14 protein-coding genes are annotated in these 22,570 nt (G+C 39.6%); 11 read left to right on the top strand and 3 right to left on the bottom strand.

Features of this window, described 5'->3' with window-relative positions; translation table 11 throughout:
* Nucleotides 1-71: 71 nt before the first annotated feature.
* Together G3A47_RS11210 and G3A47_RS11205 are read left to right on the top strand one after the other, a co-directional pair.
* The gene (locus G3A47_RS11210) at nt 72-10,103 is read left to right on the top strand and encodes a T9SS type A sorting domain-containing protein (protein ID WP_166922287.1); all 10,032 of its coding nucleotides are present in this window, start codon (nt 72-74) and stop codon (nt 10,101-10,103) included.
* Between the two features lie 50 nt (nt 10,104-10,153).
* A complete protein-coding gene (locus G3A47_RS11205; protein WP_166922286.1) occupies nt 10,154-11,005 on the top strand; it encodes an outer membrane beta-barrel protein in 852 nt (283 codons plus the stop codon).
* 245 nt (nt 11,006-11,250) lie between these two features.
* On the opposite strand, the gene G3A47_RS11200 is transcribed toward G3A47_RS11205, so the two are convergent.
* Nucleotides 11,251-12,825, bottom strand: coding sequence for a Na+/H+ antiporter (locus G3A47_RS11200; protein WP_166922284.1), 1,575 nt, complete (start codon nt 12,823-12,825; stop codon nt 11,251-11,253).
* 221 nt (nt 12,826-13,046) lie between these two features.
* Nucleotides 13,047-14,015 (bottom strand): hydrogen peroxide-inducible genes activator, encoded by a 969-nt coding sequence (locus G3A47_RS11195; protein WP_166922282.1) that lies wholly within the window; start codon nt 14,013-14,015, stop codon nt 13,047-13,049.
* Nucleotides 14,016-14,152: 137 nt separating this feature from the next.
* On the opposite strand from G3A47_RS11195, the gene G3A47_RS11190 reads away from it, so the two are divergent.
* From G3A47_RS11190 to G3A47_RS11170, 5 genes are all read left to right on the top strand, one after another.
* The gene (locus G3A47_RS11190) at nt 14,153-14,572 is read left to right on the top strand and encodes an OsmC family protein (protein WP_166922280.1); all 420 of its coding nucleotides are present in this window, start codon (nt 14,153-14,155) and stop codon (nt 14,570-14,572) included.
* A 39-nt stretch (nt 14,573-14,611) separates the two neighbouring features.
* Entirely contained in the window at nt 14,612-15,406 is a 795-nt protein-coding gene (locus tag G3A47_RS11185) for an alpha/beta hydrolase (protein WP_208328360.1), read from the top strand.
* A 168-nt stretch (nt 15,407-15,574) separates the two neighbouring features.
* Nucleotides 15,575-15,724 carry a hypothetical protein gene (locus G3A47_RS11180; protein ID WP_166922279.1) on the top strand — a complete coding sequence of 50 codons (150 nt, stop codon included), beginning with the start codon at nt 15,575-15,577 and terminating at the stop codon, nt 15,722-15,724.
* Nucleotides 15,708-16,025, top strand: coding sequence for a hypothetical protein (locus tag G3A47_RS11175; RefSeq protein ID WP_166922277.1), 318 nt, complete (start codon nt 15,708-15,710; stop codon nt 16,023-16,025). Before G3A47_RS11180 ends, G3A47_RS11175 begins: the two co-directional genes overlap by 17 nt.
* 270 nt (nt 16,026-16,295) lie before the next feature.
* Nucleotides 16,296-16,943: an NAD-dependent epimerase/dehydratase family protein gene (locus tag G3A47_RS11170; RefSeq protein WP_166922275.1), complete on the top strand. Its 648-nt coding sequence runs from the start codon at nt 16,296-16,298 to the stop codon at nt 16,941-16,943.
* A gap of 30 nt (nt 16,944-16,973) precedes the next feature.
* Here G3A47_RS11170 and G3A47_RS11165 read toward each other — a convergent pair whose 3' ends face one another.
* A complete protein-coding gene (locus G3A47_RS11165) occupies nt 16,974-17,996 on the bottom strand; it encodes a virulence RhuM family protein (RefSeq protein ID WP_166922273.1) in 1,023 nt (340 codons plus the stop codon).
* 276 nt (nt 17,997-18,272) lie between these two features.
* On the opposite strand from G3A47_RS11165, the gene G3A47_RS11160 reads away from it, so the two are divergent.
* From G3A47_RS11160 to G3A47_RS11145, 4 genes are all read left to right on the top strand, one after another.
* Nucleotides 18,273-19,289: an LLM class flavin-dependent oxidoreductase gene (locus G3A47_RS11160; RefSeq protein WP_166922505.1), complete on the top strand. Its 1,017-nt coding sequence runs from the start codon at nt 18,273-18,275 to the stop codon at nt 19,287-19,289.
* A 139-nt stretch (nt 19,290-19,428) separates the two neighbouring features.
* The gene (pdxR, locus tag G3A47_RS11155; RefSeq protein ID WP_166922271.1) at nt 19,429-20,841 is read left to right on the top strand and encodes a MocR-like pyridoxine biosynthesis transcription factor PdxR; all 1,413 of its coding nucleotides are present in this window, start codon (nt 19,429-19,431) and stop codon (nt 20,839-20,841) included.
* Nucleotides 20,842-21,164: 323 nt separating this feature from the next.
* A complete protein-coding gene (locus G3A47_RS11150) occupies nt 21,165-21,515 on the top strand; it encodes a hypothetical protein (RefSeq protein WP_166922269.1) in 351 nt (116 codons plus the stop codon).
* A gap of 334 nt (nt 21,516-21,849) precedes the next feature.
* A complete protein-coding gene (locus tag G3A47_RS11145) occupies nt 21,850-22,545 on the top strand; it encodes an ABC transporter ATP-binding protein (RefSeq protein WP_166922268.1) in 696 nt (231 codons plus the stop codon).
* Nucleotides 22,546-22,570: the final 25 nt, after the last annotated feature.

Below are 22,570 nucleotides of genomic sequence, written 5' to 3'. Positions count from 1 at the left end.
CTTTTCAAGTTAGAAATATAAGTTAAAATAATATACAGTAATACGAACACATCAATTTAATATCATATATTATGAAAAAACTTTACTTATTATTAACTCTATTGTTTTTTGCGATCCAGCATATTGGTGCGCAAACTACGGAAAACTTTGAAGGCCAAACCAATGGCTCGGCCAGTTTTACAAATGGAGCAAAAACGTTTAACCTAACCAGCAGCTATGTCAGCTTTACTGTTGCCAATTTTGCTGCTTCGGGTTATAACGGCTCAAACAAATTTATTCAGGTTGAAGACTCTGCCGGTCCCGAAGCTCTTGGACAGACCGGTACTATTTCTGATGGTACAGGCAGTTTTAAAGTTAACAGCTTATGGATATTTGTAACTGGTACTGCAGGCTTTGAAGCAGGCGCAACCAGTAATGGCGCAGCAGGATCAATAACCTTTAGAGGTAAACTTGCCGGGGTTACACAATTTACGGTAGTAAAAAACACTACGGGTGCCAATATCGGTACCGTTCTCCCTAATAATGGTTTTATACCAATTAACTTTACTACCGAAGGAGGGGCAGACAATACTAATTTTGTTATCGATCAGCTTGAAATTCAATTGAGCACTAATTACGATTATTTTGCTATTGATGATTTTATATTTAGAAATGGCGCTGTCGCTCCGACAGTAACCACTACCACAGCAACCAATACAGGTGCTGTAAAAGCAACTATGGGTGGTAATGTTACTGCCGATGGTGGTGATGCTACTATAGAAAGAGGAATAGTTTGGGCGACCACAGCGAATCCAACTATTGCGAACAACAAATTTCAAATCGGAACCGGTGTCGGAACTTATAGTGGTACCGTATCTTCGTTTCCACCCTCAACACTCATTCATTATAGAGCGTATGCTAAAAATTCCGGAGGAACCGGTTACGGTGCTGATTTAACTTTTACAACAGCAGCGGCTTTAAACACTTCTTCTACCACACAAACTAATGTCTCTTGCAATGGGCTAACAAATGGTTCTGCTTCTGTGGTGGCAACCGCAGGTGCGCCACCTTATACTTATTCGTGGGCACCATCAGGCGGAACGGCAGCTTCAGCAACAGGACTTGCTGCAGGCACTTACACCGTTACCATTACAGATAATGAAAGTACACAAATAACCAGAACTTTTCCAATTACACAACCTCCGGTGCTTAATCCGGGTACAGGAAGTTTTACTAATGTTTCCTGTTTTGGAGGTGGTAATGGTACAGCAACTGCAACTCCATCAGGAGGAACTCCCGGTTATACCTATTCGTGGGCACCATCTGGTGGAACAGCAGCTACCGCAACAGGTTTATCCGCAGGTACTTATACAGTTACCATAACAGACGCAAATGCTTGCCAAACTACTAAAACATTTACTATTGGTCAACCAGCAGCAGCCCTTAATGCTACTGCAGGATCCAGTACTGATGTTTCTTGTTTTGGAGGTGGTAATGGTACAGCGACTGTTGCACCAACAGGAGGAACACCCGGATACACATACTCATGGGCACCTTCAGGAGGGACTTTGGCAACAGCTACAGGTCTAAGTGCGGGAACTTATACCGTAACGGTAACAGATGCAAATTCTTGTACTGCAACAAAAACGTTTACTATTGGTCAGCCGGCATCGGCGCTTAATGCCACAGCAGGATCCAATACTAATGTGTCTTGTTTTGGAGGTGGTAATGGTACTGCCACTGTTTCGCCAACAGGCGGAACACCTGGATATACCTACTCATGGGCACCATCCGGTGGGACCAATGCTACTGCAACCGGTCTTTCGGCAGGTACCTATACCGTAACGGTAACAGATGCTAATGCATGCCAAGCCACTAAAACATTTACAATTACACAACCAACTGCAGTTAATGCTACTGCAGGATCGAGTACCAATGTATCTTGTTTCGGAGGTGCTAATGGTACCGCTACTGTTGCACCAACTGGCGGAACACCAGGATATACCTATTCGTGGGCGCCATCCGGTGGGACCAATGCTACTGCAACCGGTCTTTCGGCAGGTACCTATACCGTAACCGTGACAGATGCAAATACTTGTCAGGCTACTAAAACATTTACTATTGGACAACCGGCAGCTGCCCTTGATGCAACTTCAGGATCAAGTACAGATGTTTCGTGCTTTGGAGGCGCAAATGGTACAGCCACTGTATTAGCCACTGGAGGAACATCTCCTTATACCTATTCCTGGGCTCCATCCGGCGGAACTGCAGCTACAGCTTCAGGTTTAACTGTAGGAACTTATACAGTAACTGTGACAGATGATAATGCATGCCAAACCACAAGAACATTTACTATTGGACAACCAGCAGCTGCTCTTGTAGCCTCTGTAGGGTCACAAACCAATGTGTCTTGTAATGCAGGAGCGAATGGATCGGCTACTGTAAGTGTTACCGGTGGAACACCTGGATATACTTACTCTTGGTCACCAACAGGAGGAGCAGCAGCTACTGCAACAGGCCTTAGCGCAGGAACTTATACTGTGACGGTAACGGATGCTAATTCGTGTACCACAACACAAAGTTTTACACTAACAGAGCCAAGTGCTCTTATCGCAACACCTGTTGCCCAAACTAATATAGCTTGTAATGCAGCCGCAACAGGCTCAGCCACAGTTAGTGCGTCCGGAGGAACCGGTACTTATACTTACTCTTGGTCTCCTTCAGGGGGAACTGCTGCTACTGCAACAGGTCTAACTGCCGGAACTTATACTGTAACAATAACAGATGCGAACGCATGTACCGCAACACAAAGTTTTACAATTACAGAACCAAGTGCACTTGTTGCCTCAGCAGGAGCACAAACTAATATAGCTTGTAATGCCGGAGCTACAGGTTCAGCAACGGTAAGCGTTACTGGCGGAACACCAGGGTACACCTACTCTTGGTCTCCTTCTGGTGGAACTGCTGCTACAGCGTCAGGTCTAACCGCAGGAACTTATACCGTAACGGTAACAGATGCTAATTCATGTAGTACAACTCAAAGTTTTACGCTAACAGAACCAACAGCCCTTGTGGCCTCAGCGGGTTCTCAAACGGATGTTTCTTGTAATTCAGGAACTAACGGATCAGCAACTGTAAGTGTTACAGGCGGAACACCTGGATACACCTACTCATGGGCACCTTCTGGTGGAACTGCTGCTACGGCAACAGGTCTTACAGCTGGAACTTATACCGTAACAGTAACAGATGCTAACGCTTGTACAACAACTCAAAGCTTTACCATCACAGAACCGACAGCACTTGTTGCTTCAGCAGGAGCACAAACCAATGTGTCTTGTAATGCAGGAGCTAATGGTTCAGCAACTGTAAGTGTTATTGGCGGAACACCGGGGTACACTTATTCATGGTCTCCGACAGGAGGAGCTGCTGCTACTGCAACAGGTCTTACAGCTGGAACTTATACCGTAACGGTAACAGATGCTAATTCATGTAGTACAACACAGAGCTTTACGATTACAGAGCCAAGTGCTCTTATCGCATCACCTGTTGCACAAACCAACATAGCTTGTAATGCAGGAGCTACAGGTTCAGCTACTGTAAGTGCAACAGGAGGAACCGGTACTTATACTTACTCTTGGTCTCCTTCCGGTGGAACTGCTGCTACAGCGTCAGGTCTAACCGCAGGAACTTATACCGTAACGGTAACAGATGCTAATTCATGTAGTACAACTCAAAGTTTTACGCTAACAGAACCAACAGCCCTTGTGGCCTCAGCGGGTTCTCAAACCAATGTATCTTGCAATTCAGGAGCTAATGGAGCTGCTACTGTAAGCGTTACAGGCGGAACACCGGGGTACACCTACTCATGGTCCCCTTCTGGTGGAACTGCTCCTACAGCAACAGCTCTAAGCGCAGGAACCTATACCGTAACCGTAACAGATGCTAACGGATGCTCTACAACACAAAGCTTCACCATCACAGAACCGGCAGCCCTTATTGCTTCTGCAGGATCACAAACCAATGTGTCTTGTAATGCAGGAGCCAACGGTTCTGCAACGGTAAGTGTTACTGGCGGAACACCAGGATATACCTATTCTTGGGCTCCAACTGGCGGAGCTGCTGCTACTGCAACAGGCCTAGGTGCAGGAATTTATACTGTAACTGTAACAGATGCTAACGCTTGTACAACAACTCAAAGTTTTACGATCACTGAACCGACAACACTTGTTGCTTCAGCGGGATCCCAAACTAATGTAGCATGTAATGCAGGAGCTACAGGTTCTGCAACTGTAAGCGTTACAGGCGGAACACCGGGTTACACCTACTCATGGTCGCCTTCTGGTGGAACTGCTGATACGGCTTCAGGCCTTACAGCTGGAACTTATACTGTAACAGTAACAGACGCAAACGGATGTAGTGCAACACAAAGTTTTACAATTACAGAACCAAGTGCGCTTATAGCATCCCCTGTATCGCAAACCAACATAGCTTGTAACGCAGCCGCTACAGGTTCAGCTACAGTAAGTGCTACAGGAGGAACCGGTACCTATACTTACTCATGGTCTCCTTCTGGCGGAACTGCTGCTACTGCAACAGGTCTAACGGCTGGAACTTATACCGTAACGATAACAGATGCTAATTCATGTACAGCAACACAAAGTTTTACAATTACAGAACCAACAGCTCTTGTTGCTTCTGCAGGAGCACAAACCAATGTTTCTTGTAATTTAGGAGCTAATGGATCGGCTACTGTAAGCGTTACTGGCGGAACACCAGGATATACCTACTCATGGGCACCATCCGGTGGAACTGCTGCTACAGCAATAGGCCTGAGCGCAGGAACTTATACTGCAACAGTAACAGATGCTAATGGATGTTCTACAACTCAAAGCTTCACCATCACAGAACCGGCAAATCTTGTTGCCTCTGCAGGAGCTCAAACCAATGTATCTTGTAATTCAGGAGCTAACGGATCTGCAACTGTAAGTGTTACAGGCGGAACACCGGGTTACACCTATTCTTGGGCACCAACGGGCGGAGCTACTGATACAGCTACTGGCCTTACTGCAGGAACATATACCGTAACGGTAACAGATGCCAACGGATGTGTAACAACTCAAAGTTTTACAATCACAGAACCGGCAACACTTGTTGCTTCAGCAGCAGCTCAAACCAATGTAGCTTGTAATACGGGAGCTACAGGTTCAGCAACGGTAAGTGTTACAGGCGGAACACCAGGATACACCTACTCATGGTCTCCTTCAGGTGGAACTGCTGATACTGCTTCTGGTCTTACAGCCGGAACTTATACGGTAACAGTAACAGACGCAAACGGATGTAGTGCAACACAAAGTTTCACGATTACAGAACCAACAGCTCTTGTTGCTTCTGCAGGTTCTCAAACTAATACCTCTTGTAATGGAGGAGCTAACGGAACTGCAACGGTAAGTGTAACAGGCGGAACACCAGGATATACCTATTCTTGGGCACCATCTGGCGGAACTACTGCCAATGCAACAGGACTGAGCGCAGGAACTTATACGGTAACAGTAACAGATGCTAATGGATGTACTGCAACACAAAGTTTTACAATTACAGAACCGACAGCTCTTGTTGCTTCAGCAGGATCGCAAACCAATGTATCTTGTAATTCAGGAGCAAATGGATCAGCTACTGTAAGTGTTACAGGTGGAACACCAGGATATACCTATTCTTGGGCACCATCTGGCGGTACTGCCGCTACGGCAACAGGCCTAACAGCAGGAACTTATACGGTGACAGTAACAGATGCTAACACCTGTATGACAACACAAAGCTTTACCATCACAGAACCGGCAACACTTGTTACCTCTGCAGGATCACAAACCAATGTGTCTTGTAATGCAGGAGCCAACGGTTCTGCAACAGTGAGTGTAACTGGCGGAACACCAGGATATACTTACTCATGGTCACCAACTGGCGGAGCTGCTGATACAGCTACAGGTTTAACAGCAGGAACTTATACTGTAACGGTAACAGATGCAAACGGATGTTCTGCAACTCAAAGTTTCACCATTACCGAACCGACAACACTAGTTGCTTCAGCGTGGGCTCAAACCAATGTGGCTTGTAATGGAGGAGCTAATGGATCAGCTACAGTAAATGTTACAGGCGGAACACCAGCCTACACCTACTCATGGTCGCCTTCAGGAGGAACTGCAGCTACAGCTTCAGGTCTTACAGCAGGAACTTATACGGTGACAGTAACAGATGCTAATGGATGTACAGCAACACAAAGTTTTACACTAACAGAACCAACTGCACTTATTGCAAGCGCAGCGGCGCAAACTAATATTCTTTGCAACGGAGGGTCTAATGGCTCAGCAACTGTAAGTGCCACAGGAGGGACAGGTAGCTATACCTACTCTTGGTCTCCTTCCGGTGGAACTGCTGATACCGCTTCTGGTCTGACTGCAGGAACTTACACCGTAACGGTAACAGATGCTAACGGATGTGCAGTAACACAAAACTTCACTATCACAGAACCGTCAATCCTTGTTGCTTCAGCAGGATCGCAAACCAATGTATCTTGTAATGCAGGAACTAATGGTTCAGCTACTGTGAGTGTAACAGGCGGAACACCTGCCTATACTTATTCATGGGCACCAACCGGAGGAACTGCTGATACAGCTTCAGGTCTTGCTGCCGGAATTTATACAGTAACAGTAACAGATGCTAATGGATGCACTGCAACACAAAGCTTTACCATCACGGAACCGGCAATACTTGTTGCTTCAGCAGGAGCACAAACCAATGTATTTTGTAATGCAGGATCTAATGGTTCAGCTACTGTAAGTGTAACGGGTGGAACACCTGCCTATACTTACTCATGGTCTCCTTCAGGTGGAACTGCTGATACAGCTTCTGGTCTAACTGCAGGAACTTATACAGTGACAGTAACCGATGCAAACGGATGTACTGCAACTCAAACTTTTACAATCACAGAACCAACAACACTTGTTGCTTCAGCGGGCGCTCAAACCAATGTTTCTTGTAATGCAGGAGCTAACGGATCAGCTACTGTAAATGTAACAGGCGGTACACCTGGATATACTTACTCATGGTCACCTTCTGGTGGAACTGCTGATACAGCTTCCGGTCTAACCGCAGGAACTTATACCGTGACGGTAACAGATGCAAACGGTTGTACAGCAACTCAAAGTTTTACAATTACTGAACCAAGTGCTCTTATTGCAAGTGCAGCAGCACAAACTAATATTCTTTGCAACGGAGGATCTAATGGTTCAGCTACGGTAAGTGCGACAGGCGGAACAGGCAGCTATACCTACTCTTGGGCACCAACCGGTGGAACAACCGACACGGCTTCAGGCTTAACTGCCGGAACTTACACTGTAACGGTAACAGATGCAAACGGATGTACAGCAACACAAAGCTTTACCATTACGGAACCAACAATACTGGTAGCCTCAGCAGGATCACAAACCAATGTGTCTTGTAATGCAGGAACTAATGGTTCAGCAACAGTAAGCGTAACAGGCGGAACACCTGCCTATACTTACTCATGGGCACCAACTGGTGGAACTGCCGATACGGCTTCAGGTCTTACAGCCGGAACTTATACCGTGACGGTAACAGATGCTAATGGTTGTACAGCAACTCAAAGTTTTACAATTACTGAACCAACAGTACTTGTAGCTTCAGATGGAGGTCAAACCAATGTATCTTGTAATGCAGGAACTAACGGATCAGCTACAGTTAATGTAACCGGAGGAACTGCAGCCTACACTTATTCTTGGGCACCTTCAGGAGGAACTGCTGCTACTGCAACAGGTCTAACAGCCGGAACCTATACAGTGACAGTAACAGACGCAAACGGATGTACTGCAACACAAAGTTTCACCATCACTGAACCAACGGCACTTGTAGCTTCAGATGGAGGTCAAACCAATGTATCTTGTAATGCAGGATCTAATGGTTCTGCGACAGTTAATGTAGTTGGAGGAACTGGAACTTATACTTATTCCTGGGCACCAACCGGCGGAACTGCTGCTACTGCAACAGGTCTAATCGCAGGAACTTATACCGTAACCGTAACAGATGCTAACGGATGTACGGCAACACAAAGCTTTACTATAATTGAACCAACATTACTTGTTGCTTCAGCAGGGGCTCAAACCAATGTATCTTGTAATGCAGGAACTAACGGATCAGCCACTGTAAATGTAACCGGTGGAACTGGTACTTACACCTACGCATGGGCACCAACCGGTGGAACTGCTGCTACAGCTTCAGGCTTAACTGCCGGAACCTATACAGTGACAGTAACAGATGCTAACGGATGTACAGCAACACAAAGCTTTACCATCACGCAACCAACTGCACTTGATGCTACAGTAACCAAAACTGATGTAACTTGTGTTGGATCAGCTGACGGATCAGCTACAGTTGCTACAACTGGAGGAACTAGTCCATACACTTATGCCTGGTCTCCATCTGGTGGAACAGCTGCAACAGCTACCGGATTAACAGCAGGAACTTACACAGTAGTCATTACAGATGCCAATGGATGTACTTTAACGAAAACGGCCACTGTATCAACTAATCCTGATACTACTGCCCCAGTACCTAATGTGACAAACTTACCGGATATCACTAATTATTGTGCGATTACATCAGCTGAAATTGCAATTCCAACAGCAACAGATAACTGTGCAGGAACAATAAATGGTACAACATCAGATCCATTAAATTATCCAACAGTTGGTACATATACAATTACATGGAATTATGATGATGGTCACGGAAATAGTTCATCACAAAACCAAACACTTCATGTACTTGCTTCACCAATAGATGCGGTAACTTTTAGTGATGTTACTTCAACTTTTGACGGAAATCTGCAAACTATTGAAGTAGCAGGTCTTCCGGCAGGAGCAACTGTTGCGTACTCTATAACACCAATAACAGGAAGCCCTAATGGTGCTATCGATGCGGGAGTCTACACGGTTACTGCCGTTGTATCTCCGGCAGCAGGATTAACTAATTGTTCGCCAATTACGCTAACAGCAGATCTTACTATTAATAAAGCTCCACAACAAATTACTTTTGGTGCTATACCGGTTAAAACTCTTGGAGTGAACAATGATTTTACATTAGACGCTACCTCAGACTCAGGTTTGGCGATACGTTATTCTTATACTTATACTACTCCTCTGCCAGCAGCAACTGTTTCTGCAGCAGGTTTAGTAAACATGCTTAGATCTGGTCAAATCGTCATTACTGCTAATCAGGATGGTGACACCAATTATCTGCCAGCAGCAAGTATTTCGCAGACTTTGGTTATAATGAACAACAATGCCGATTTAACAACCTTGACTATTGGTACCACTGTTTATAATAATCCTGCACAAAAGATTACTTATCAAATGACATGTGACGACGGTAACAGTCTTACCATAACAGCTGTAAGTACTTCAAATGCAACTATTAGTCCAGCGGCTACTTTTACAATTCCAGTGCCTAAACCGGGAATTTACACCCAGGTTCTTACGGTAACTTCAGAAGATGGAACTGCCTCTAAAAATTATACTATTGAGGTATCAAAACCGTTCAACTTCTTTGATATTGCCCGTCAGAAATTTAATAACGTTCTACTTGTAAACAACAATCCACAAACAAATGGTGGTTATGAATTTGTTGCTTACCAATGGTTTAAAAACGGTCAATTAATAGGAACTGGTCAATACTATTCAGCGGGAGACGAGATAAACAATACGTTAGATCCTACTGCTGACTATATGGTAAAAATGACCACTAAAGATGGAAAAGTACTGCAAACATGTACTACGAAAATTGTTATACAAAATTCACTTACAGCAAAAGTATACCCAAATCCAATTCAAATCGGAAAAGTGGTAACTGTTGAAGCTGATTATCCGGAAGAGGAATTGCAAAATATGCAAATCAGTTTATACACTGTATCAGGTCAATTGGTAAAAACAGTTAAGTCGTCAACAGTAAAAACAGAAATACAATTACCTCTTGCAACAGAGAGCAACATGTATATTGTCCTTCTTGAAACTGCCAATGTTAGAAAAACATTTAAAGTAATTGTAAATAAATAAAATCTGCCGGTGTCATTTTAAGGATGACACCGGCATAAAATAACTTTAAGATGAAAAAATATATAATAAACTATATAGCATCATTATCGATGATTACAGCACTTTTTGGCTCTGCCTTAAATAGCTTTGGTCAGGATAAAAAACATGAGTTTTCAATTGCTGTAGGTGGTCCCTCCTCTTTTCTGAGTTATCAGGGTGTGAGTCAATTGGTAGAAGGAAACGGATTTAATGCAGGCCTGCGTTATTCGTATTATTTAAGTGAAAATTTAAGTATCGGAATTGGTGCAGAGTACCAATCTTACAATACTGATGCTAAATTTGGATCTCTATATGGACAATATGCTGCTACGGACTCTGAAAAAGAATCTTTTCAATTTAGATTCAGAGCAAACAATTTAAGAGAAGAGCAAAAATTAGGATATATTAATATTCCACTTCATATTCAATTTGAAACTCCCGGTACAACCAAATTGTATCTTGCAGCCGGAGCTAAGGTAGGTTTTGCCATAAACGGAAGTTATCAAACTACCATACAAAATCTAACTACAAGTGGTTATTATCCGCAATACAATGTTGAATTGTTTGATCCTGCCTTTGCCGGATTCGGAACTACAACTAACATTAAAACAGGTAAACAGGATCTTAATGCCGAAGTTTCTTACTCTGCCACTTTTGAAACAGGGGTGAAACAACAAATCGGCGAAAAAAGTGCCATATACCTTGGTGCCTATTTAGATTACGGATTGAATAATGTTTATGATCGAGATCTAAGTAAACATCCGGTTCAATATACACCGGGAACACCAGCTAAACTAGAATACAACAGTATACTAGATTCGCGATTTGCGCATGATGTGAGATTAGTCTCTTATGGACTAAAACTAAGATTTGCAATTCGATAAATCACTACAATTCAGTTAATTATTTTTTTCGAATTCATAGAAGCCAGTAAAGTTCTCTTTACTGGTTTTTTATTATGTCAAAGATTCTCACTTATATTCTAAAACACGTAAACAAGCAGCATCTCAACACTCAGCAACCTCTGAACCTCTGAACCTCTGAACCTTTGAACCTTTGAACCTCTGAACCTTTGAACCTCTGAACCTTTGAACCTCAGAATCTCAGAACCTCAGAACCTTAGAAAAAACTAAACATATCTCAACCGTTCTTCTTCAAGATCCAGATATTTCAATTGACTGCGAACAATTTCCTCGTTCAGCATAGTCTCCTCTTTGTTTCTGTTAATCAACCAAATTCTTTGTTCACTTAATATTTCCAGGTAAACAACCTTACACTCCTCCGCCATAATCATATCAGTGCTCATTTGTATGTTATGCTCCCATTTACGGGCCAATTGCTGCAGTGATTTTTGTTCACGAAGCAACTCGCTATAATTAGCATGCAAATACTCCAACGCTTTTTCAGCCAGTTGTTTGCGAATTAAAGTTACTGTTTCCTCCTCAGTAACTAACTGATCCGGATCGGGCATATTTATTTTCCGAATTAAATACGGTAGTGTTATCCCCTGAAGCAATAGAGTAATGAGAATCACAACGAATGTGATAAAAAGAATTAAATTTCGTTGCGGAAACGGGTCCCCATTTTCAAGATGCAATGGAATCGACAGAGCGGCAGCAAGCGAGACCACACCACGCATACCCGACCACCCAATCAATAAAGGGACTTTGTAACCCGGATGCCTGGAATCGGCTACTTTAATAAAATTACGAGCAATAAGTGTGACAATTACGGCACCATATGAAGACAAAATTCTGGCAATTATTAAAACAGCTGTGATCAAAACACCGTAACCAATAGCAGACGCGATATCAACCCCTTCCAGTCCTTCTGTAATCTCCGGTAAATCCAGTCCGATTAGTAGAAATACTACCCCGTTTAATACAAAACACAAACTTTCCCAAACATTTAAACCTCTTATACGGGAACTGCTACTCAGGAAATGATGTCTGTAATACGACAAAAATAAACCACCACTTACAACTGCTAATACCCCCGAACTATGTACTTCTTCGGCTGCCATGTACATAATATAAGGAGCAATAAGAGTTAAAACAATATCGATATTTGAATCTGTCGGTAAATACTTGTGGGCTTTCATGAAAATTAATGCAATAACTAAACCAATACCAACGCCTCCAATCAACATCCATCCAAAACTCACTGCTGCTTTGTACCAGATAAACTGCCCGGTTGTAACGGCAATCATAGCAAAACGGAAAATAATCAGGGAAGAAGCATCATTCAGTAAACTTTCGCCTTCTAAAATAGACGATAGTCTTTTGGGAACTTTTACAAATTTTAAAATAGCACCTGCACTTACCGCATCCGGAGGCGAAATGATTCCACCCAATAAAAAACCTAAAGCCAATGAAAATCCCGGAATAAAATAGTTCGCTACAAAAGCAACCGACATGGCAGTCAGAAATACCACTACAAAAGCAAAACTGCCAATGATACGTCTCCATCTCCAAAGTTCTTTCCATGAAATTGTCCAAGAAGCTTCATACAATAAAGGAGGTAAAAATATAATAAACAGAAACTCGGGTTCTATATGCAGAATTGGCACTCCGGGAATAAAGCTAATCCCCAGCCCTGCCAAGACCAATAATACGGGGTATGCTACTTTTATCTTGTTGGCCAACATTATTAAAAGTAAAATGACCACAATTAAGCTTAAATAAAATGGAAAGTTTTCAATCATTTGGTAACTTATTTAATTGATACGTAAAGATATAAAATTGAAAAATCTGCGATTCAATTTAAAAAAAAAGAGATATCATTTTTCCGTTTACAAAAAAAGACACCTCATCCTTTATAAAAACATAAAGCTAAACAAAGCCTGAATATCAGATTTAAAAACTTCTTTTCACAAAACTCTATTTCTTCTATTTTTATCTGTTAAAATTTAATCAATCCCAAAGTTTAAAACTTACTCACAGCATCAACAAAATAAGGAGAATCATTCCATCGTATTTTTTTATAGTTAAAATTAGCTTTAAGCGAATCCGGAAGACAACTCCAGATCGCTTCGTTCATCTTTTCTAAGAGTAATTTTTTAGAAAAAGTGTCCGATACTACAAAACTGATTTCACGAACCGGCTTTGGATCTTTAAACGGTTTAAAAAGTGTGCTTTCTCTCTCATTTAAAATAGAAAGTTGCGGAATTATGGCAAACCCCAATTCGGCCCGAACAAGATTTTTCAGCGTTTCAATAGAACTTATATCATAACTAAATTGCTCCTTAATTTTTCCCGGTGTTTTCAAACCACAGATATCCAATAATTGCGCGTTGTAACAATACTCATTCTGAAGCAACAGCAAAAAAGGCTTGTCTCCAGGTTGAATTTCGTAAAAATCCTCATTGGCCATCGGATGTTCTTTATTCAAATAGGCTACAAAGGGTTCCTTGAAAATTGCATGTTCAATTAGATTTTTATTTCCGGTAGGAGTCGACATAATGGCAACATCAAGAGCTCCGGTCTCTACATCGTGCATCAATTGTCCTGTATTGGCTTCCTTAATAATGAAATGAACTTTTGGTGTAATCTCTTTCATCGTCTTAATAAACAATGGAATTAAATAAGGAGATAAAGTAGAAATTACGCCAATTTTTAACTCCCCTTCCAGCATATTTTTTTCGTTTACCACAAAATCACGAATTTCATTTGTCTCGCGCAAAATTTTCCTGGCTCTGCTTATAATCTCTTTTCCAAGCTCTGTTGGTGTTAGCGGAACTTTGTTTCGATCGAAAATTTTGATTCCTATTTCTTCTTCGAGATTTTTTAGCTGAATGGTTAATCCGGGTTGCGAAACCATACAAATGTCTGCAGCCCTTGCAAAATGGCGCTCCTCGTCTAAAGCAACTATGTATTTTAACTGTTGAATGGTCATGATTATAAATTTAATTTATAAATGTACAAAATTATCAATTTGATTTATAAAACTACCACTCCTAAATTTGTCCCATCAAATCAGAAGAACGATTTGAAAAACTTAAAAATTTTAAAATAACATAAAAAAGCAAGATCATGAAATTTACAAGAACAGCAAACGCCAATTGGAAAGGTACAGGAATGGAAGGAAACGGAACCATCAGTACACAAAGCACAACTTTAAACAATGCTCAATTATCCTTTAAAACCCGTTTTGCAGAGGGTGTAGGAACAAATCCTGAAGAACTAATTGCAGCTGCACACTCAGGATGTTTTACAATGCAATTAAGCTTTCTACTATCAGAAGCCGGTTTTGTACCGGAAGATTTGAACACAAAAGCAAAAGTAACTTTAGAAGACGGAACCATTACTTTAATTCAACTGGAACTTGAAGGTAAAGTTCCCGGAATCTCAGCAGAGCAATTTCAGGAATTGGCTCAAAAAGCAAAAACAATTTGCCCGGTTTCAAAGCTACTAAATACAGAAATCACCTTATCGACTACGCTAACAATTTAATTCAAAACAGATAAAAATTATTCTCTTAAAATTTATACTATGATAACAACAGTAAAAGAACAAATGAATCGTTATTTCATGTTCACAGTATTATTTTTCTCTTTTCTCTTTTCAACTACAATTGCAACAGGACAAACTACCCTACCGGTAAAAAATATAGTTTTAGTGCATGGCGCTTTCGCAGATGGTTCCGGATGGAGAGCCCTGTATGATGTTTTGAATAAAAAAGGATATCATGTAACTATTGTACAAAACCCGCTGTCTTCTCTTGAAGATGATGTAAATGCAACAAAAGTAGTTTTAGACAAACAAGACGGGCCAACAGTTTTAGTCGGACATTCCTGGGGCGGGTCTGTAATTACAGAAGCAGGGAATCATCCAAATGTGGTGGCTTTAGTATATGTGGCAGCATTTCAACCTGACAATGGAGAAACTACCGTACAATGGCTACAAACGGCTTCAGCTGCTCCGGAAAACGGAATCCTTAGCCCTGATGATAAAGGAATTGTTTATTATGACAAAGCAAAATTCCATGCCGGTTTTGCTGCTGATATCCCAAAAGACCAAGCCGATTTTATGTTTGCCTCGCAAGGTGCTTTTTATGCCAAAGGCTTTGGAACTCCGATTACAAAAGCAGCCTGGAGAGATAAACCGGCATATGGAATTGTAGCTACTGAGGATAAGAGCATCAACCCTGAAATAGAACGTGCCATGTACAAACGTTCTAAAACAAAAATAACCGAAATAAAAGGAAGTCACGTACTCTTTATATCACAACCTAAAGCAGTTGCAGACGTAATTATTAAGGCATCAAATGAGAGTGCTAAAAGATAAATAACACTTCCAAAAGACTAAAAATTAAAGTCGTTTTACTAAAAGTAAGACGGCTTTAGTTTTTTAGAGTTATTTAATATTTCCGAAAAAATCAAGACAATGATTTACAAAAATCATAAACTATTACATTCTGTTTTGTGCTGTCAAAATAATCTTTAATTTTGTAAGATGAATAAGATAGTTGTAAATAAAAAAACTGTTATTGAATCAGTTACCAAAATGGCAGCAGATAAAGCTATCGTCCGTTCCTATCTCAAAGGCAAAGTTTCTTTAGAAATATTAAAAGAAAAAGGAATCACTCTTGCCAAGCCCATATAATTTCTTCTTTAATGAAATAACACAATCATATCATTTTACAACAAAAAATGACATTGATTATCATGTTGCGTTTTTTGTTGATCATACATTTAGCGCTGTTTCTGGCTTCGAAATGAATAATATCTATCAAATAGTCATTGAAAAAAAAGACGATATTTTAGAAAAATTGGATAGTCAAGTTGCTGCGACAATTCAAAAAATAGTTTTATCCTTTTTTGAAAATTCTCAAAATGCAATGATTTATATTTGTGATGATAATGTCAATAAAGGTAAAAAGAGATTTAATGCATTCGAAAGGTGATATAAAGCTGTTGCATTAAATAGTAATATTACAAAAATCGATAATATCATTACTTGCAACACTGATAATCAGAATTGGACTTCATATACATCCTTATTGTATCATAAAAAAAACACCAATAAAGATACAATCATTGAAGTATATTATACTTTACAGGAGATACTGAACGATAAATAAATATTTTATTTTTTCAGTATGACAACAAATATATTTTATTCTTAAATTGGTAAAAAAAATACGCAACATCACTATAATACCATAAACAAAAACATGAAAGTAATTATTACAGGTGCCACAGGGATGGTTGGCGAAGGTGTTTTATTAGAATGCCTTGACAACTACGCTGTCAAAAAAGTATTGATGATAAATCGCAAAGCTTCGGCACTTAAACACCCAAAACTGGAAGAATTAATTGTATTGGATTTTATGCAACTAAGTCGATACACCGAAATCCTACAAGGTTATGACGCCTGTTTTTACTGTGCCGGTGTAAGTTCTGTTGGAATGAATGAAATCAAGTACACTTATGTTACTTACGATACGACTTTGGCATTTGCCAGAACTTTGTCGGAAATAAATCCTAACATGGTTTTCAATTTCGTTACGGGAAGTCATACCGATACTTCAGAAAACGGAAAAGTGATGTGGGCGCGTGTAAAAGGAAAAACAGAGAATGATTTAATGAAATTACCCTTCAGGGGGCAATATAATTTCCGCCCGGGGTTTATGAAACCATTCAAGGAGCAGAAAAATGTAAAAACCATTTTTAAAATGATCATTCCTCTTTTCCCCCTTTTATTCCCTAAAAAATCACTGACTTTGAAAGATGTCGGACAAGCGATGATAAATACCGTAAAAGAAGGTTATTCAAAGCAAATTTTAGAGATTGAGGATATTAAAGTATTGGCAGAGATGTAACATTCTTTGCCAACAAAACTAGCAGAAATTCTATTTTTTTAACTTTTTAATATCTTCTTCGATCTCTTTTAAACTCTGTTCCATTTCGATTGTTTTTTGTTGTTCCCTAAACTTCAAATATTCTTCTGATGATTTATTTAAGGCCATGTCATGCGAAACTTTTCCGGCATGAGTCAACAGTTCTCTTCCATTGAGCTGTAAAATACTATCGAGCTTTTGAGCCCAGTCCTTCATATACATCGGGGTTTGTTGCTGTGCCATTGTTTCGGCAAAAGCCAGATACTGCTCAACCAACAACCCTAATAATCTGATTTCGTCTTCGTTAAGATAGTTTTTAGCAATACATACTTCTGTTTGTGAAATAGTTTTAGCTTCTTTTTTATCATACGCCAACATTCCTAAAAGTGGTAACGTCGCATCAACTCTTCTATAAACTAATTCTGCTGCTGTGTTCTTCGAAATTGCCCAAAGTAGTTTGTTTTGTACGATCTTAAAGAAAGAAATTGTTTTTTCGTCTTTAGGATCGTAGTCGATACTGGTGGTATAAATATCTTTTATTTTTTGATAAAAGAATTTCTCGGAAATACGAATTTCACGAATACGGTTTTGCATTTCGTTAAAATAGTTCATCGACGTTCCTGACTTAAACCGATCATCATTTAACGCAAAACCTTTTATTATATATTCTTTTAACCGCTGTGTCGCCCAAATACGAAACTGAGTCCCCTGCAACGATTTGACACGGTAACCTACTGATATTATGACATCAAGATTATATAGTTTTACATTTTTATTCTGCGTCTTTCCTTTAATTGCACCATGTGGAGTGGTATGTCGGAAATCCCGACATACCACTTTTTCATCTAATTCTCCTTCTTTAAATGTATTTTGAATATGCTCGGTAATTGTTGTTCTACCTTTTCCAAACAGCAAAGCCATTTGATCTTGCGTAAGCCAAACCGTATCTTCTTCAAGGCGAACATCAATTTTAATGTTTCCTTCCTGATTTTGATAAATAAGTATTTCTCCTTTATTGCTATTTACTTCTTTCATAAAACCTATTCTTGTATTTAGTAAAGTCATGCTAAAATATACATAAATAGCTTATTTTTTTCGTATCTTTTTATCTTTATAGGTCAATACTTTATAATAGAGATCTCACACTCGAGCAAACCTTAATTTCGTTCCTAACACTACACTCCCATTAATGAGAATCACAATATCATAAAAGGATATGTTTAAAAGTTATACCTTTAAAGAACAGAAATTACAATCCTGAACAGACGACTCTACTTCAGACAACCTTAAAATTAATACCTTTAGATTATGATCGAAATAGGAATAGACAGTTTTGCGTCGGCGATGTACGGCGATAACAATACACTTAGCCCTGTAGAAGCAATGGAGCAGCTACTACAGAGAATTGAATTTGCAGATCAGGTTGGCCTGGATGTATTTGGAATTGGTGAACACCACAAAAAAGAATTTCTGGATTCTGCTACTGCCGTAATCCTAAGTGCGGCTGCTGCACGTACCAAAAAAATTCGTCTGACAAGTGCTGTGAGCGTTCTAAGTGCCGCCGATCCTGTTAGACTCTATCAAAGTTTTGCAACATTGGATTTAATTTCCAAAGGCAGAGCCGAAATTGTCGTAGGTCGTGGCTCCTCTATTGAGGCCTATCCCCTTTTTGGATTTGATCTGAACGATTACGATGCTCTTTTTAAAGAAAAGCTCGAACTTCTGTTGCAAGTCCGCGATACTGAATTTGTGAGTTGGTCGGGGAAATTTCGTCCCGCTTTGCACAATTTACCTGTTTACCCAAGAGCGTTACAAGAGAAATTACCTGTCTGGCTTGGCGTTGGTGGAAGTCCGGAATCTTTTGTTAGAGCCGGAAGTCTCGGGTTACCTTTAATGGTTGCTGTTATTGGAGGCCAAACACACCGATTTCGTCCGTTGATTGATTTATACCGAGAGGCCGGAAAAGCTGCCGGATATCAACCGGCACAATTAAAAGTAGGTTTACATTCGCCAGGTTACGTATCTCAAACTAATGACAGCGCAGTAACAGAATATTATCCGGGTTATGCAGAACTTTGGACTAAATTAGGGAAAGAACGTGGCTGGCCACCGGTTACAAGGGCATCATTTGATTATCTAAGCGATGAAAAAGGAGTTCTGGTTCTTGGAGGTCCGGAGCAAGTCGCAGAGAAAATTTTGCGTCACAGCGAAGCTCTTGGAGGAATTTCGAGATTTACGTTCCAAATGGATAATGCGGGACTTACTCACACACAATTAATGAATGCTATAGAACTAATCGGAACAAAAGTAAAACCCCAGCTTCAATAAGCTGATTTTTTATTTTCTTCGGTCTTTACCACGCTGTTAGTACTTGATCATATTTTTAAAAATTTCAAATTACCTCGTCAAATTACTGTAAATTTGGACTATTAAACTACTCCAATATTTAACTTTTTAAATAGTCCAGATGTTACGTCCTTGGTCGCTTGAAATTCAATTAGACAAAAAATCAGACAAAGCTTTGTATCTGCAAATCGCCGACGCCATTATCCATGCGATTAAATCCGGAAAGTTAACCAAAGGCAATGCACTACCCGGAAGCAGGCAACTTGGTACGTTGTTAAAAGTAAATCGAAATACCGTCATTGAGGCCTTAGATGTATTAATTGCCGAAGGCTGGTTAGTTACAATAGACCGAAAAGGAACTTTTATAGCAGATGTACTACCGGAAATAGTTCCTAAAACAAAAAGCACAAAAAAAACAGATACTCCTGTCAATGAAACACAGGTTCATTTTACTTTTGATGACGGACTCCCTGATAGCCGACTCGCTCCGACCAATGATCTGGCACGTGCTTACCGGGAAATATTCAATCGAAAATCACGCTGGCAGATCATGGGATACAGCAACGAATTTGGTGATATAGAATTCAGAAAAGCAATTGTACAAATGCTGAATTTCAAAAGAGGAATGAATGTCACAATAGACCAGATTTGCATTACCCGCGGAAGTCAAATGGCAATGTATCTGGCTTCTCATTGTTTGCTTGCGAAAGGAGATTATATTATGGTCGAAAATCCGGGGTATAAACCTGCCTGGGAAGCGTTTGAAAATGCAAATGCCGAACTCCTGCCTGTAAAAGTTACTTCAGATGGCCTGGATATCGAACAGGTTGAAGAATATCTGAAAAAATACACTACTATAAAAGCGATCTATGTTACGCCACACCATCAATTTCCTACGACCGTGACGCTTAGTCTGAAAAAAAGATTAAAACTTATTGAATTATCCAATCAATACAACTTTACCATAATTGAAGATGATTATGATAATGAATTCCATTTTGGCCAGCGTCCAATCCTACCGGTTTGTAGTTATGACAATGCTAAAAACTTTGTCTATATCGGTACCTTAAGTAAGATCGTTGCTCCGGCACTCCGTATTGGCTATTTGGTAAGTTCTCCCGAAAACATCCGGAAAGTGGGGAAACACAGAAAAATAATTGATGTACAAGGAGATAACATCATGGAAGAAGCCGTTCTGCAACTTATTAATGACGGAAAAATCAAAAGACACCTCAAAAGAACCAATCTCATTTATAAATCAAAAAGAGATCATTTTGAAAAATTGCTTACAGAACATCTCAAAGATAAAATTACATTTAACAAACCCGAAGGTGGATTGGCCTTTTGGATAGTCCCCAAGTCCGAAATTGATGTACTGGAAGTTTCTGAAAAATTACAACGTAAAGGCATCAAAATGATGAGTCCTGAAAGATTCAGTTTTGGTCCATCGATATTTGGTTTTAGATTGGGATATGCTTCACTTACCGAAAAACAAATGGAAGAAGGGATTATGGCACTTGCTCAGATTTTATAGTATTAAAAAAAAGTTGCCACTAATTGCACGAATTTTCACGAATTGATTTTTTATAAATAAAACCTAAACTAGTTTAATCTGCTATCAATAGAAAAAACAGCCACAGATTTCACTAATTAAAGAGATTTTTTTCTCTACTTCACAGTTACTATTCAACAACCAAACTAAGCACAAGAACAAAACAACTCGTGAAAATTCGTGCAATTAGTGGCAAAACAAAAAAAATGCGGAATTTTAAATTTAGATTTTTATATTTGCAACAGAGTTGCGATAATATTCGTCTTTAAGTCCGTTTCAGAATCGCAACTGTCTACAAATCAAGAATGAGTAAAAAAGTTATTTTAGGTAATCTTTTATTGTCTTTTACTGTATTGTTCGCAATGCTGTTTCAGACCCTGCATTCTTATGAACATGTTTACAGGCAATTGACCGAAAAACATTGTGATCATAAATATACCGCCAATCAAAAACAAATAACACACAGCCATACTGTAGAGAACAACTGTTCTATTTGTCATTTTGCATTCAGTACGTTTATTCCGAATGCTTTTCAAACTATATCTTTCGGCAAAACAAACGTTGAAACTACATTACTTTTCTTTTATAACAAAGCTGCTTCAACCTTTTTTAAAGGAAGTCTTTTTGCCCTCAGAGCCCCTCCGGTTTTGGTTTAATTTACTGCATACTTGTTTGAATTCTGAAAACTTTCTTTTCCCTTATTTTTTTAAATTAGGAAAAAGATACTACTTATGTGCTTAACCCGTTGGGCGTAATTCGTGAAAATTATACTCAATAGGCTATTCTTCTATTTTTACCGTCAAGTTCAAATAAACTACAAAAAAACATTCTTTTTGAACTTAAAATAGCCCCCAAACAATCGAATATGTAGTAAACCAATTCCTTGTTTACAACTCCAATACAATAGAAATCTGGCTTGTTACTCTTTTTGACTGCAAAGATTTCTATAACTACAATATTAAAATCAAATAAATCCAAACTCATACAATTATGCTCACAGCTGAAAATCTAACCAAAAAATATGGCGATATGATCGCTTTAAATGCCTTAAATCTAACCATTAAAAAAGGAGAGATCTTTGCTCTTTTGGGGCAAAATGGCGCAGGAAAAACAACTACTATTAATCTGTTTCTGGGTTTTATACAACCCACAGGAGGAACTTTAAAAATAAACGATATTTCTGTTACAGAACATGCTCAGGAAACCAAAAAGCATGTGGCCTATATTCCCGAAACTGTAATGTTATACCCCAATCTTACGGGGATTGAAAACCTGAAATTCTTTTCGTCTTTGGCTGGATTCAATTATTCTACCGGAGAATTAACTTATTTCCTGACCAAAGCCGGCTTGCAAATTACAGCACACAGTCAAAATCTTGGGAAATATTCGAAAGGAATGCGACAAAAAGTAGGGATTGCAATTGCGATTGCTAAAAATGCCAAAGTGTTACTGTTAGATGAACCTACTAGCGGACTTGATCCTAAAGCTTCCAATGAATTTTCACAAATTCTAAAAGAACTCTCGGCAGACGGAACGGCAATACTAATGGCGACACACGATATATTCAGAGCCAGAGAAGTGGCAACACATATCGGAATTATGAAACAAGGAAATCTGATGACTATTATCAAAGCCGATACCATTTCGGCCAACGAATTAGAAAACCTGTATTTACAAACGGTATAGCCGAAATAAATTTCAATCATCAAAA

This window comes from Flavobacterium poyangense (genome assembly GCF_011751075.1).
In the GTDB taxonomy this organism is placed as follows: Bacteria; Bacteroidota; Bacteroidia; order Flavobacteriales; family Flavobacteriaceae; genus Flavobacterium; species Flavobacterium poyangense.
This window is presented reverse-complemented; position numbering and strand designations above follow the sequence as displayed.